Consider the following 15055-nt stretch of genomic DNA (forward strand, 5'->3'; position numbering starts at 1 on the left):
GTTGATTGAGTTAAAGTGTCTAATTAAATTTAGTACCGTAGTATTTTCCAGCAAATAAAGTTTTATCTTGTGAAAATCCATATCAATAGATACCTGAATCTTTTGCAAGACCATCAATTGATTGAACTGATTGTCTAATTTTGTTAATTTTTACTTCATTACTTTGATCTTCTTTGGTTTGTGGAGTTATGTCTTGGTCGTTTCTTCTGTTTTTATCCTTAATAAATTTAGATGGAGCTGCAGCAAATTCATATGATCTCGTTATCATATCTAAAATGTTCATAAATGATGCAGTTGCATTTTCATTAAGGCGTTCAAGACCGAAATATGAGCGTCCATCTTTGTTAACAACTGAATTTGAACGATCTAATATTTTGTCTAAACTTACATTAAATAAATCGAATAAATAAGAGTTTGTATATTGTTGTTTATCATCAAAAAGTTTATTTGATTCAGATAACATTGATCTAACATCATCATCTGCAGTTTTGCTTCCACCATTTTGTCTTCTAAATAGTGTGTCATTCATTTTTGTTCTTAGAATTGAAATATAAAAGTCATCTGCAACAACTGGATATTGTGTTTTATTACCGTTTGAATCAACTCAAAATACACCATTTCTAATTCTAAATTCCATTCTGTGAGCTAAACCAACTTTTTCGAAGAAGTTAGCTGAGTTAATAGAACGTGGATTAGATGAAGTTCTTTTAACAATACTTGTTGTGTAGTAATCTACATTAAGTACATCATCGTGTTCAGTTGGTGCAGGAACTAATCCAGCGTCGTCTTGATCAAAAACAATAGCTTCTAAAATTGGCTTACCATTTGAGTCAGTTAATTTAGTTCCGTTTTCTTCTTTTTGAACATATAGAATGATTGCATCAGCTAAATCTAATTTAAATCTTTGTAATGTAGGTTGCAAGATAAGTTCTGTTTTCTTGTTTTTAATTCCATCTTCAGAAAGTGCTGATTTTTCAGTGTTAATAAATTTTGCCTTTCCTGAACTTTCCAAAGAAATAAGAGATGAATAAGTTGTTCAAAGTAATGGATCAGATGGAGAACCATATGCAGCACTTAGATCTCACGGATATGTATTTGATGAATAAACTGAGTTATATACTTCTTGATAAATTTGTTTTTGAGCGAATCTATCACTAACTTTAGATTTATTGAATGCAATATTAGGATAAAGAATGTTTTTAACTTGTTCACTAGTTAAGAAGTTATTTTGACCAGAATTTTCATCGACATAATCTTGGTCATATAAAGTTATGTCATCTTTAATTAATTGAGCTTGATAATCTCTAGCTAATTTATTATGAAAATTGAATTTTTCTAATTCAACTTTCATTTGTTCTGCATATTGAGAATTGAATTGATTTTCGATTTCAACAAATTTCGCTCTGTAGGCATTATCAGCAGCGTTGAATTTTTCATTGGTTTTGTTGTATTCAGCTTCTACAGATTTTACTTGTTCTGTTAATTCATTTAGCTTTTGTCGTCTTTGTTCTGTGAAACTTGAACCCATTAAGACATCTTCAATAATTAACTGTGTTAATTTATCTAATGTACGTTTTGCAATTTCTTGTTTAGATTTAATATCTTCAATTTGCTCGTTTAAATTTTGAATATTTTGTTCTAGTTGACTAATTGCTGATTTGAATTTTTGTGCCTCCTCTGAATCTTTATCTTCCAACTTCTCAAATTCAACAGTTTTTTCTGAAAGAGATTTTTTATTAATATCAAAATTGATATTTTGGTTTTCTAATTCTTGTTTTAATTTTTCAATATTAGAAAGTGTTGCATTATATTGTTCTGATTTAGGTGTTGAACCTTCTTTTAAAACAACTTTATAAGATTTATTTAAGTAGCTCTTTAATCTATCTAAAACTTCTAAGTTAACATCATTGTTTTTAGGTAAATTATCAACTTCTAAAATTAACGTAGCTAAATTGTTTGAGCTAGACACCAAGCTATAAAAGTATTTTTCTGATTGTAATGAAACTAATTTTCGAAATGAATTTGTATTTTCATTTTTAACAGCTCTATATTCAATTTCAATATCGTGTAATTGTTCATAAAGAGCTTCTTTTTTCACATAATACTCTTGATATTTTGCTCAAGCTTTATTAGCAAGATTTGTTTCTTGGACAGATAATCTTTGATAATTCGCTCTTTCTTTACTACTCAAAGGTGATTTTTCTGGTTTATCACCTGTATTCGAACACGAAGCAATTACTAATGGTGATATTATGGACAAACCGGATATAACACCTAATAATAATTTTTTGTATTTTTTCACGGATACCTCCTTATTTTTTATCTAATTTGAAAATTTTGTTTCCTAATTTAATTCATTGATTTACTAAATCTGATAAATAATCAAAACTTTGCTTATAGAAGTTTTTATCAAGTAAATCAACTCCAACTTTTTTAAGAATTTCAAGTGGATAATCACTTCCACCAGCTTTTAAGAAATTGTTAATGTAGTTATCTAATGCTTCTTTACCTTTTTCTTTATATTGAGCAAAGAAGTAATTTGCTGTTAATTGTCCAACTGCATATTTATATACATAAAAACCATAGTAGTAGTGCGGTACATAAATTGAGCCTAAGTTTTCTTTAGCTACATATTTAGCTTTTTTACCCTTTTCAGATTTGTATTTGAATTTAAGTGAATTTTCGTGGTAAAGTTTTGAAATTGCTTCATAGCTTCCTGCAACATTTCCTTCTTCTATACCTTTGTACAAGTTGTATTCGTATGAAGCTCATTCAACTTGTCTTACTACTGTGCCAATAAACCCTTGAATAATTTTTGATAAAATTTCAAATTTAAATAGGTCGTTTTTAGATGTTTTAAGCAAGTGATCATATAACATTGATTCATTGAAAATTGATGCAATTTCAGCCAAGAAAATTGGATACGAACTAAGTGGTAATGGTTGATATTTAGTTGCAAAATATGAATGCATTGAGTGACCTAATTCGTGAGCTAAAGTTTCAATTGAATCTAATTGACCATCAAAGTTCATTAAAATGTACTTCTTATTAATTCCATAAGTTCCACCGATACTGTAAGCTCCTGAACGTTTGTTTTGGACGCTCATAAAATCAACTCAATTTTCTGTTAATGCTTTGTTAGCTTCGTTTCTGTATTCTTCACCAAATGGTTTTACAGCTTCATTAACTAAATGAATCGCTTCTTCAACTGTGTATGAGGTTTTAACATTTACAAGTTCTCTTAATGTATCTCATTTTTCCATTTTTGACTTGTATTTAGCTTTATAGAATTTTTTGTATGCTTCTGAATATTTAGCTAATACTTTAATGTTTGAAGCAACTTGATCAAATAATGTTTGTAAGATTTCATCAGTAACTTTATCTGAATTAGTTAACATCATAACTGCTGATGGATATTTTCTAACTTTTGCAGCTACGGTTAAGCTCTTAAAATGTTGAAATAGAGTTTCTGCTAATGAATCTTTGTGTTTATAGTAAGCATCTCAGAACTTTTCAAAAGCTTGCTTTCTAACTTCTTTTTTATCTGACTTAAGTAATTGATTTCTATTTGTTTTATTTAATTTAATTTTCTTTTTGTCTGATAAATCAACATATCCATAATCTAATTCTGAATTAGTAATAATTGAGAAAATGTTGTGTGGATCAGGTTCTCCATATGATGTTTGCAAAATGTATTCTTCAACATCATCACTTAATTTATGTTTATGTTGTTCAATTGTTTCTTCAATTTGCATTTTGTAATCTGCTAATCTTGAATCATCTTTTCAAACTTTCATTTTGTCCAAGTTTGCATAAAATCTATTAATTTCAGAACCAAATTCAGTTTCAAGTTGATTATCTAAAAATTCAACATCTTGTGATTTTTTGATAATTTCAGGATCAATTAAATTAACATTTTGCTTGTTACTTAAATAATTAGAAATCTTGTTACTAATAAGTGTTAATTGCTCACTGACTTTTAAATCTTCTAAATACGCTTCAATTGAGTCATATTTTGAATCTTTATTTTTAATTCTTTCTTTGTATAATGTTACATACTCATCTATTCAGTCATCTAATTTTTTACCTTGTAAAATATCTTCTAAATTTCAACGATATTTTTTAGGTACATCTTCATATTTTTTGTATTGTTTTGCTTTCATAATAACTCCAAATAATTAAATAAAAAGTTTTGTAGAACTATAAATCTACAAAACTTTAATACAAAATTTAAAATAAATTAATGTTATTAAAAGGATGTAAATCTATAGCACCAATGGTTAAACCAAAGAGTAGAAATCTTTTATGCTTTTCTACCAATATAGAAGTTTGCCAACCTCTATATTTCGGCTTTTATATCCTTTTAATATTCATCTTTGCATGCCTGCTAGAATATTTACTTTTATTAAAAGCTCCTCTATAGTATTTATTACATAACAGATTTCATTTTTAATGTAATCTGTTATGTTTTTGTTAACAGAATACACCAAATTAAACGTTAATATGAAATCAACGAATAATGGTGATATTAATAATTCTGTTATTTTGCATTTTCATTTTTTTATTATAAACCATAATATTGATTTATTTTAAAAATTAAAATATTTTTATATATGCAAGTAAGAGATAAATAAAAAATAGCATTATTAAACTGGGACACAAAATATGGACAAAACCGTATTTTGTGTTTTTTATATTAAGGAGTTATTATGAAACAACTAAAACAAGAACAATGACTAGAACTTTTTTCAGACTATGATGATTATAAGAAGAGTTTAATGTCAAAAAATGATTTTGAAATTAAATATCGAGCGATAAGAGGTGTTAGCTTTTTTGACAAAAAATTTATATATTCGAAGAGGAATTTTTTAGAGAAATATAAAAGATATAATTTAGGAATGACAAATCTAATATCACAAACAGGTAAATCTCCTAAAAAAGGCAAAGGATCTGGGAGACCTAAAAAATTAAAAATTACACCAATGGATATTGTTAAAAAAGAATGAGAAAAAATGCCAAAAGAACAATTGATTGAAATTTTGGAAATTTTTAAAGATTCATTCGATAGGAATAACTTTGATGTTGATATATCTAAAATCAAAAAAACTTCTGTTTCAACTAGAAAATTAGCGATTATATTTAACAAATCAAAATCAACAATTCATAATTGAAAAAGCAAAGAGCAAAAATCTAAAACCAAAAAAATTGATCATAAAAATGATGAATTAATATTAGAAGCTTTTAAAAAGAATAAATGTATATTTGGAAGAAAAAGATTAGAAAATTACATCAAACAAAAATATCAGATTTTGCTTAATTATAGGACTATTGGCAGAATTATGAATAGATTGCAATTATATTGTTTAATTAGAAGAAAGAAAAAAGATAGAGAAAGAAAAAACACAAATGTTAAATTTGTAGACCTTGTAAAACGTGATTACAGCGGAAAAACCAACCAAATAATCGCAACAGATGTTACATATATTACAGCACCAAAAGATTGTGAAAACAATTTTGTTTTTTTGTCAATTGCCATTGACCACAAAAGTAAATTTATTGTAAATTACAATTTGTCAAAAATAAATGATTTAGATTTAGTTATGAAACACATGTCAAAAATAAAATTGAACAAACAATGAATAGCACATTCAGACCATGGTTTCCAATATTCATCTAAAGATTATTTGCAAACAATATCTAAAAATAATGGCATTGTTTCAATGGGGAGAGTTGGCAACTCTCTAGACAACAGAGAAGCAGAATATTTCTTTTCCATTTTAAAGTCTGAATGTTTAAAATTAATTGATATAACCCAGATAACTTTTGATGATCTTAGCAAAATAATTAATGAGTTTATTTTTTGATACAATAATGAAAGAATTCAATCAAAATTAGATTGAAAAACACCCAACAACATTGAGGTGTTATTATGTCTAATTAAACCTTCTGTCCATTTTTAGTGTCCCAGTTTATTTATTGCTACTTTTTATAATTTATTAACTTCAATGATTGCTGAATGTTTTTTATTTTTAACTAATTCAATAACCTTGAAACTAATTTCATCTTCAATAGTGAATTTCGTTGATTTAAGTAGTTTAGTTGAATTTGTCTTAGTTAATAAATAAGTTTTCAAGTCCATAGTTTTTTCATCATCGCTTATAAGTTCTTCATCAATTTCAAGTTGCTTAATTAAATCAGACATTTTAACGTTTGAATGAGCTTTAGCTCTTTCAAGTGAAATTTCATAAATTTGCTCGTCATCGTCGTATTCATCATAGATTTCTCCAATGATTTCTTCAATAATGTCTTCAATTGTAATGATACCCAAAACATCTGTAGAGTTGTTGTTTTCAACAACAAAAGCCATTTGTGCTCTTGCTGCTCTCATTTTCTCAAGAGCACTTGAAAGAATTGAGTTGGCTGAAATGTTTGGAACTTGTTTCATATAATTAATCACTTTACCTTTTTTAAGTGAGAATATGTCTTTTAATAAAATAATTCCAATAAGTTGTCCATTTTTTTCAATTGGTAATCTTGAATAGTTTGTATCCTTGAATATTTCAATCGCTTCTGCTATACTAGCTTTATAAGAAATGTAAGTTACATCTTTTAATTTAATATAGTGTTGTGCAACTTTTGTTGAATCTAAATCTAAAGCATTTTGAGCTAAAATACTTTCTCCGGTTTGGAGCACCCCTTCTTCGTTAGCAAGTGCTAGCATTGATTTAATGTCACTTTCTGAGTTTGTAACATAAACATTTTTGCTAAGTTTGCTAATAAAGAAAGTGATTGGGAAGAATATTCAGAACATTAGTTCATTGAATAAACAGAAAATCTTTAAGTATTTAATTGGATTATTTTTAGCAATTAATTTAGGTGTTATTTCACCAAATAATACTAAGATTGGAGTAACTACTACTGTTGAGATAATAACAACAAGTGAGTCATTGTCAGAAAGATATTTTGACAAAACATAAGACATTGTAGCTGATGAAGCTACGTTAACTAAGTTGTTACCAATTAAAATGGTACTTAGAATTTGATTGTATTTCTTAACTTGCCTATCAATTAACTTTCCAAATCTATGTTCGTTTTCAACTAATTCATAAACTTTAGCAGGTGAAACTGTTGAGTAAGCAGTTTCACTTCCACTAAAGATACTACTTAAAATAAATAATATAAGCATAACTATGCATAAAACAATTGTAATTACTGTTTTACTATCCATAGTACACCTCTAAAAAATTATTTTTTTGGTTCCTATAATAACTGGAGTCCATTAAAATCCACCTCTTTCATTTGTCATATCGTCTAAAAATTGTACATATTTACCTGTGTAAATTATAGTTGCTTGACCAGGTTCACCATTACGATTTTTAGCAACTGATAAGGTCACAGGGATTGATTCGAATGTTTTAACTTCGTCATCATCACTATTTGCTGATTTTTTAAGTTTTTTTCTACTTAAGAAAATAACAATGTCAGCATCTTGCTCAATTGATCCAGATTCTCTAAGGTCACTTAATTGTGGACGCTTGTCTTCACGATTTTCAACACTTCTGGATAACTGTGATAGAGCAATAATTGGAATTTTAAGCTCTAGAGCAAGGGTTTTTAGTGAACGTGAAATCATTGCAACTTCGTTTTGTCTATTTCCTGTTGCTTGATTTCCTCCTGAAATTAATTGTAAATAGTCAATTACAATTAAGTCGACTTTGTTTGTGTTTTTAATTAAATGTTTAATTTTAAAAATGATTTCATTAATTTTTGATTTAGGATCATCATCAAATCAAATTTGATTTTCATCAGGCGTTCTTTGCATACTTGAAACAACGTGATGAATTTTCATTAAATCTTCATAATTGTTTTTTAAGAGTTTGATATTTTGCAATTTGTACATATCTATTAGTGTAGAAGTTGCTAAATATCTAGTTGTAAGTTCTGATGTAGGCATCTCAAGAGAAATAAAAGCTATATTTTTTGGTTTCCCATCTTTCATTCCTTTTTCAATGATGTTTCTTGCAATGTTTAATGCAAGCGCGGTTTTTCCAACCCCTGGACGAGCAGCTAAAATAATTAGCTGACCAGGTTTAAATCCTTTAACATATTTATCAATTGCATTAAATTCTGTAAGAAGAGCTTTTTCTTCATTTTCATCATTCTTAAGGCGACTAAAGTATTTCTCAAGAGCGTTTTCAAGCGAAATAAATTCACTATTTTTGATTGATAAATTATTACTGCTAATAATGAAGTTTTCAACATCAGTAACAATGTCTTCTCAAGTGATTTTAGGATTTTGCCCTAATACAGCTAAATAATTACTAAAGAAAGCTTCTGCTTGTCTTCTTTTGTGAAGTTCAATTAACTTTTCAACATTTGGTAAAAAGTTTTCATCTGAAGAAAGTGTTGAAACAACTTTGTTTAATGTTTCAATTGATAAAGGAGCTCATTCAAGACTTGGGTTTTGAGCTTTGAATTTAGGTATTTCGTTTAAAAGCGTGTTGTAATCAAAAATGTAATTTTGATTAGGTTCACTTGCTTTTCTAGTTTTTAAAAATCTAAATAATGTAGAGTATTCAAGGTTGAAAAATGCTTCAGGGACAAGGTAGTCTAAACCAAGAGATTGTTTTTCAGTATCATTAATTATCGTACTTAAAACTTGTCTTTCGATTTTTTCATCTTTGTACAAAGTATTTGCTAAAGGACGAATTATTGTTTGAACTCACTTGTATAAAGAGTTTTGATTGTTTCTATTATTTTTTGACATTTTTAATTTTAATTTCCACTCTTAAAGTTGCTTTTATATCTTTGTATAAAACAATTTCAACATCGTGCAATCCTTCTGAAACTAAATGCACTTTTTGAATTGAATGTTTCGGTAACTTGTATCCTAATGAAGTTAATTTTTTATCAACATCTTTTGTAGATACTGAACCGTGTACATTTAAATTAGAATTTCCGTCAATATTAGCTTCTAAAACAAATTCTAATCTTAACTCTTCTAATTTCTCTTTAAGTCTTAAAGCACCTGTTCTTTTTTCATGTTCATCAGCTGATAAATCATCTAATCTTCTTTGTAATTGTCTTGCAGTTTGTTCATTGTATGGAACTCCAAAACCATTTTTAACTAAATAGTTTGAACCATAACCGTTTGATACTTCGATAACTGTGTTAGCTTTCCCATCTTTACAATCTTTAATTAGTATAACTTTCATCTTTTAACTCTCTTTCTGTTGTTGTTATTGCGTGGTGCACATTGTTAACAAATGTTTCTAATTCCTCATTTGAAATAGCAGCAGCAGTCCTAAAGTGTCCACCTCCACCAACTTGCTCAGTAATAATCTGAACGTTTGTATTTATACCTCTAGCACTAAGTTTGTATAAATTTGTTCCCTTAAGTCTTGCAATAACGAAGGAAGCAACTCTACCTTTTGTTTTAAGAAGTTCATTAGCAGCCATTGAAATAACGTCAGCTTCAACTTCGATTGGAGAATATGCTAAGTAGTAACCTTTTTTAACTTCTTGTGCATTTTCTAAAATAGTATTAATTTGTTCTTTTGTTGTTTCATCAATTTTAAGAATTTCGCTTCCTTCAACTACATTTGCACCTTTTGATTGCAACCAAGCACTTGCTTGGAACGTTCTAGCTGAGACTGATTTTGTAAATTGTACTGTATCAACTAAAATACCACCTAAAAGTAATTGAGCACATAATGGTGAGAATTTTCATTCCCTATCTGTAAGCATAAAAATTTCAGTAACAATTTCTGAAGCTGAAGAAGCTGTTGTTTCAACATAAATATTTGTAACAGGACAATAATCAATTTGCTTTCCAACTCTGTGGTGGTCAAATACGAAAATATTTTCTCTATCTGTATTTAAAATAGCATCCTTATTATCTGTACGACCTGGATCTGAATTATCTACAAATACAACTAATGTGTTTAAGTCTGTTAATTTTGATGCTTTATTTGCACTTATGATAATTTTTTCTAAGTTTAAATCTGTATCTTCATAAACATTGTTTTTGTGACTAAGTTCATTTCTAAAATATGTTGTAGTCATATCGAATGTTTCAGCACATATGTAAGCTTTCTTACCTTTTTGATGAGCTAAATATGCAATTCCATACGATGAACCTAATGAGTCCATATCAGTTGATTGATGTCCATAAACAATAACCTTTGTAATTTGGTCGCTATCAAGTTTTTTAAGGAACTCATCTGAAATTTTCTTAATTTTAGTCATATTGTTGTTAGAGACAATTTCGATATTTGAACCATAATAAATCGCAGTTTCTGTATCACTGAAAATTGCAACCTGGTCTCCTCCACGGTTTTGAGCTTGAACTAAAGCTTTTTTGGCTTGCTCTAATTTTTCTTTAAGTGAACTTCATCCTCTAGCAAACCCAACACTAAGTGAAAGTTTACCAATTGATGTATCCGGAAGATTCTTTTGAATATTTGTAAATAAAGAAAACTTATCTTTAGACATATTGTAAAGCGAAACCTGGTCTGTAATAACAATGAACTTACCGTTTGTATATTGTCTATAAATTAAGTTGTATTCTTTTGAATATTCATTGAATGTATCAATAATTGTTTTATTAACCAAGTAAAGTTGCTCTTCAGATAAGATTGATTGATACATTTGGTAATTATCAATTTCAATTTCACCAATAACAGTTTTTTGATTGTGAACTTCATTTTTAAATAAAGTTTCAGTTGTAATATCACGAACAATTATGATGTTTGATAATGGTCAGAATTGAGCTTCGTAAATGTTTTTATTATTTTCAAACTCAATTTTAGTTTGATTCATATCAAGCTCTAAAAATTCTTTGCTATCTGAAATTGTTGTAAAGAATGTCTTAATGTGAATATCAATAAAATCTTTGTGAAACTTATTTTTGATAAAGTTACTTGCTCAAATGATTTTATGTTCAGCATTGTAAATAACAAATCCGATGTTATTACTTGACATAATATCTTCAGTAAATGAATCAAAAGAGTTTTTAACAATGTTTCTTGATTTTGCAAAAATCTTTGTAATTCAAACTAGTGTAATTGCTAGTGAAGTAAAAATTAAAATCATTGCGACAATGACTAAACCAATTTCTCAAGTTAATGCAGTTGTTTCGTTATTTTTTACTAAAATTGCAGTTAGTAAAATAAACAGAATTACAAAAACTACGCATAAACACGAAAGTAAGCTTATTTTGTATTTTGTTTTCATTCAAATCCTTTTTATTTGTATTGTAAAAATTTAAATATTTAATATTTAAATTATATTAAGTTTTGCAAAAATTGTTATCAATATGTTTTATTACACTGAAAATATCTACAGGAATATGATAAATAAAACAAAAACTCACAATTAATGTGAGTGATTGTGTGTATGGAATGAAAGAATTAATGCAGCAAAGATTACACCAATAAATAAGAATGCAAGGATGAAATATCATTTTTTCTTTGACATATGTGAATGATAAAACTCAGGAATAAACTCAATTAAAGTAGTGAAAATGAAAATTCCAGCGATTGCTGACATCATCATTCCTTTTAGCATTCAGTTTTTCTCAATTGCTGCGCCTGCATAGCAACCAATTAACATAAATGGTAAAAATAATGAAAGCCCTAAAAATGATAATAATAATGATTGAATTCTTGAGTATCCTGCCTCTCTAAGTCTAAAATAGAAGATTGTTTCTTCAGGGATTAAGTGTAAAACTAAAGAAGCAAAATAAGCCATAGTAAGTGAGTTTTCGCGACCGTTTGCTGCCAAATTTAAGTTATATCCTAATAATAATCCTTCTGGAATTCTGTGAGTTAAAAGTAGTAATAAAGCAATAACTTTTAATTTATTTGAAGCTAAATTAATCGCTTCTTGTTCAGCTTTAATAATTGACTCATCATTTGAAAAGATGTAATCAGGATGATAATGAACGTGTCTTGAGTTATTATAATTTTTACTTTGTCTTAAAAATATATTTTGATTTTTATTATATTCCTTGACTTCGTGGAAATATTCTGAATGTGGGTGTGAGAAATCAAAATCATCATGCTCGTGTCCATCACCATGATCGTGGTCGTGAACAAATGCATTTATCTTTCTATTATTTGATTTTTTAAGTTTTTTATTAATTTGATAAGTAACTGCATACTTAAGCGTGAATGAAAATAAGATACCTACAGCAAGACCGATAACTACGACTAAAATGCTATATCCATAGACGTTTAGATTGTTTGTCACTGCACCTTGATTCGCTAATTCAAGTGATTCTCTTAAAAAACCAAATGTAGCTAACACTAAGAAAAAACCTGTTGAAAATGAGTATAAATAAAATGACAGATTTTTTCAACCATTCTTACTTAATTTAATAAGTGGGAAAATGAATGAAAGAATAGTTGGTATAGCTAATAAACAAAGTAATGTGACAAGTATTAGAATGAAATAAGATAACCCTTCATTGCCTGTGCTTGATTTGAGGATTTCGAAAAAATCTCTAATTATTTGCATTATTCTTCAGTTTCTATGTTATGGTAAACATCTTGAACGTCATCATCTTCTTTTAATTTGTCTGCAAATTCCAATAATTTGTCTTTCTTTTCTTGATCATATTCTACATACATATCTGGTACATATGTTACTTCACATTGGATAAAGTCAATTTGACCAAATTTATCTTCGATTGCATTTTTTAAGTCTGTGAAGTTTTCAGGTAATGTAGTTAATACAAATGATTCATCATATGTTTCAACATCTTCTGAACCATTTTCAAGTGCAACTTCCATTAAATCATCTTCATTAACTAATTCTTTAGTAATTTCAATAATTCCTAATTTTCTGAATGGATATGGAATTTGACCTGTTTTACCTAATGTAGCATTTTGTTTGTTAAAGTATGACTGAATATTTGATTTAACTCTGTTAAGGTTGTCTGATAATGTCACAACGATAAATGTTGCTCCTCCACCTACAGTAGCGTTAAAAACAGTTTCAATAAATGCGTTTGCATTTTTATCTCCAGCTGCTTTAGCAATTGCTCTTTCAATGTTGTCTTTTGGCATATTTTTTGATTTAGCTTTAGCAATTGCTAATTTTAAAGCTGGGTTAGTATCAGGATCTGCTCCTAATCTTGCTGCAACAAAGATTTCTTTAGATAATTTTTGAAAAATTTTTCCTCTTGCTGCATCTTGTGCACCTTTTCTATGCGCTATATTTGCTGCGTGTGAATGTCCTGCCATAATTTATCTCTCCTAATCTATATCATTTGGTTTATAAATTGAATCTCTTTTGTGTTGTGAGATTTTATGTTTATATTCAATTTTCTTAATAACTTCTTCTGGTAATACTGATTTAATTTGTTCATAGTCATTTAAGTGATCTAAATAAAAATCAAGTTGAGCATATGAGAAACCTAATTCATCTTCATCAGTTTGATTTTCTCATAATCCCGCTGATGGTGCTTTGTTAATAATTTCAGTTGGTACATTTAGAAGTGAAGCCAAAAATCTAACTTCACCTTTTGTAAGATGACAAATCGGAAGTAAATCAACTCCACCGTCACCATACTTTGTGAAGTAACCAATGAATGTTTCATCTTTATTATCTGTTCCTAACACAAGTAAATTATTTTCTTGAGCTAAAGCATATAAAGTTGTCATTCTTAAACGTGGTTTAATGTTAGCGACTGCTAATTGATTTTTAACATTAACTTGCTTGCTTAAAGAGTTAAAAGCATCAGATAAATCAATGTACTCAAATTTATCACCAAACTTTTGTTCAAGTTTTTTAATGTGTTCTAAATCACTTTGCAACATTCCATTGACTGACATCACAACTCCCTTAACTTTTAAAGGAAGTTGTTTTGCTATCGCATACACAAGTGAAGAATCAATCCCTCCACTGATACCTACAATAAAACCATAGCAATTAGTTTCTTTTGCTTTTGTTATTAAAAAGTCTTTAATAACTTCAACATAAGCTAATCCATTTTCTTTATCATAATATGGTTTGTTATCTTTGTAAAATGTAATCTTACCCATATCACCTCTTTATTAACTAAATTGAATATTTTTAACTAAATATTAATTGTAAAAATATACTTAATTTTATCATAACAATCTAAAAAATAAACTAAATATATTACTTTTTAATTATTTAAAATTAAACGCACTGATTTTTATGGTCATATGAAAAATGAACGAATTCAGTCTCTAGTTCATAATTTGTTCTTTTTTGGATTTTTTTACTAATAAAATGAAATAATGATATTATTTAATGAATATATTTTTATATTGCGCAAAAGAAAAAAGTGTAAAAAAGGAGGAAAATAATGCAAAAAAAACAATTTTTAGTTTGAAATAAGAAAAATATGAATGTTATTTTCAAAATAGCTTTCACAGGCTTGATGTTAGCTATTTCTATTGTTTTTAGTATTATAGGAAGTTTTATTCCATTTAATTCATTTTTATCTTTCAATTTCCTTTTAATTTCAGCTTTTTTAACTGCTTTTATTATCGATATTCAATATTCATTAATAATGCTTATTTCAAACTTTTTGATAAGTCCATTTATAACAATTAAATCAACTACATTAGATATTGCATTTCTAGGAAACTTTATTCTTTTATTAATGCAAGGTGTCTTCGTTTTCAGTTCTTATTTATTTGGAAAATTATTATGAAAATCTAAGCTTAAAAAAGAACTTTCAGCCCTTGTAATCTTAGGTATAAGTTCGTTAGTAACAATTACAATAATAACATTTTTGAATACATTTTTATTTAACTTAATTTATTTCAAATTATTCAAGCAACTAGATACAATTTCGTTTAATGAACTGCTTGCTAACTATGATAATAAATTCAAAGTTTTCTTCTTTGGTATTCCAAATTATTTTGTAGGTTCTATCACTTTATATTTATCATTTAATTTGAGCAATATTGCAATAAATTATTTTATAATTTATATATTTATTTTTACCTTATCTAAAACTAAGTTTTTAGATAACATCCTAAATAATTCCACAGTGAATAAGTGTGATTCATAGAAA

Annotated in this window: 11 protein-coding genes and 1 riboswitch; of the genes, 2 read left to right on the forward strand and 9 right to left on the reverse strand. The window is 27.6% G+C overall.

Going from position 1 to position 15055, the window contains the following annotated elements:
• Positions 1–19 precede the first annotated feature (19 nt).
• Positions 20–2302 (reverse strand): OppA family ABC transporter substrate-binding lipoprotein, encoded by a 2283-nt coding sequence (locus U5U50_RS02585; RefSeq protein ID WP_324672511.1) that lies wholly within the window; start codon positions 2300–2302, stop codon positions 20–22.
• Between the two features lie 10 nt (positions 2303–2312).
• A complete protein-coding gene (gene pepF, locus U5U50_RS02590; RefSeq protein ID WP_324672512.1) occupies positions 2313–4163 on the reverse strand; it encodes an oligoendopeptidase F in 1851 nt (616 codons plus the stop codon).
• A 97-nt stretch (positions 4164–4260) separates the two neighbouring features.
• Positions 4261–4428: riboswitch (Lysine riboswitch) on the reverse strand.
• A gap of 281 nt (positions 4429–4709) precedes the next feature.
• Between pepF and U5U50_RS02595 the strand changes: the two genes are divergently transcribed.
• Positions 4710–5960, forward strand: coding sequence for an IS3 family transposase (locus U5U50_RS02595; RefSeq protein WP_324672514.1), 1251 nt, complete (start codon positions 4710–4712; stop codon positions 5958–5960).
• 26 nt (positions 5961–5986) lie between these two features.
• On the opposite strand, the gene U5U50_RS02600 is transcribed toward U5U50_RS02595, so the two are convergent.
• From U5U50_RS02600 to nadE, 7 genes are all read right to left on the reverse strand, one after another.
• The gene (locus U5U50_RS02600) at positions 5987–7228 is read right to left on the reverse strand and encodes a CNNM domain-containing protein (RefSeq protein WP_324672516.1); all 1242 of its coding nucleotides are present in this window, start codon (positions 7226–7228) and stop codon (positions 5987–5989) included.
• A gap of 51 nt (positions 7229–7279) precedes the next feature.
• Positions 7280–8767 carry a DnaB-like helicase C-terminal domain-containing protein gene (locus U5U50_RS02605; protein ID WP_324672518.1) on the reverse strand — a complete coding sequence of 496 codons (1488 nt, stop codon included), beginning with the start codon at positions 8765–8767 and terminating at the stop codon, positions 7280–7282.
• Positions 8754–9215 carry a 50S ribosomal protein L9 gene (gene rplI, locus U5U50_RS02610; protein WP_324672520.1) on the reverse strand — a complete coding sequence of 154 codons (462 nt, stop codon included), beginning with the start codon at positions 9213–9215 and terminating at the stop codon, positions 8754–8756. Before rplI ends, U5U50_RS02605 begins: the two co-directional genes overlap by 14 nt.
• Positions 9196–11235 carry a DHH family phosphoesterase gene (locus tag U5U50_RS02615; protein ID WP_324672522.1) on the reverse strand — a complete coding sequence of 680 codons (2040 nt, stop codon included), beginning with the start codon at positions 11233–11235 and terminating at the stop codon, positions 9196–9198. Before U5U50_RS02615 ends, rplI begins: the two co-directional genes overlap by 20 nt.
• 141 nt (positions 11236–11376) lie before the next feature.
• Positions 11377–12519, reverse strand: coding sequence for a ZIP family metal transporter (locus U5U50_RS02620; RefSeq protein WP_324672524.1), 1143 nt, complete (start codon positions 12517–12519; stop codon positions 11377–11379).
• The gene (locus U5U50_RS02625) at positions 12519–13247 is read right to left on the reverse strand and encodes a YebC/PmpR family DNA-binding transcriptional regulator (RefSeq protein ID WP_324672527.1); all 729 of its coding nucleotides are present in this window, start codon (positions 13245–13247) and stop codon (positions 12519–12521) included. The genes U5U50_RS02620 and U5U50_RS02625 overlap by 1 nt, the downstream gene beginning before the upstream one ends.
• 12 nt (positions 13248–13259) lie before the next feature.
• Positions 13260–14048, reverse strand: a complete 789-nt coding sequence (gene nadE / locus U5U50_RS02630; protein ID WP_324672529.1) for an NAD(+) synthase — start codon at positions 14046–14048, stop codon at positions 13260–13262.
• Positions 14049–14338: 290 nt separating this feature from the next.
• Here nadE and U5U50_RS02635 point away from each other — a divergent pair, with 290 nt between their 5' ends.
• Entirely contained in the window at positions 14339–15052 is a 714-nt protein-coding gene (locus U5U50_RS02635; protein ID WP_324672531.1) for an MPN527 family putative ECF transporter permease subunit, read from the forward strand.
• The last annotated feature ends 3 nt before the right edge of the window (positions 15053–15055 follow it).

The organism is Mycoplasma sp. 888, assembly GCF_035609225.1.
Classification (GTDB): Bacteria; Bacillota_I; Bacilli_A; order Mycoplasmatales; family Metamycoplasmataceae; genus Mycoplasmopsis.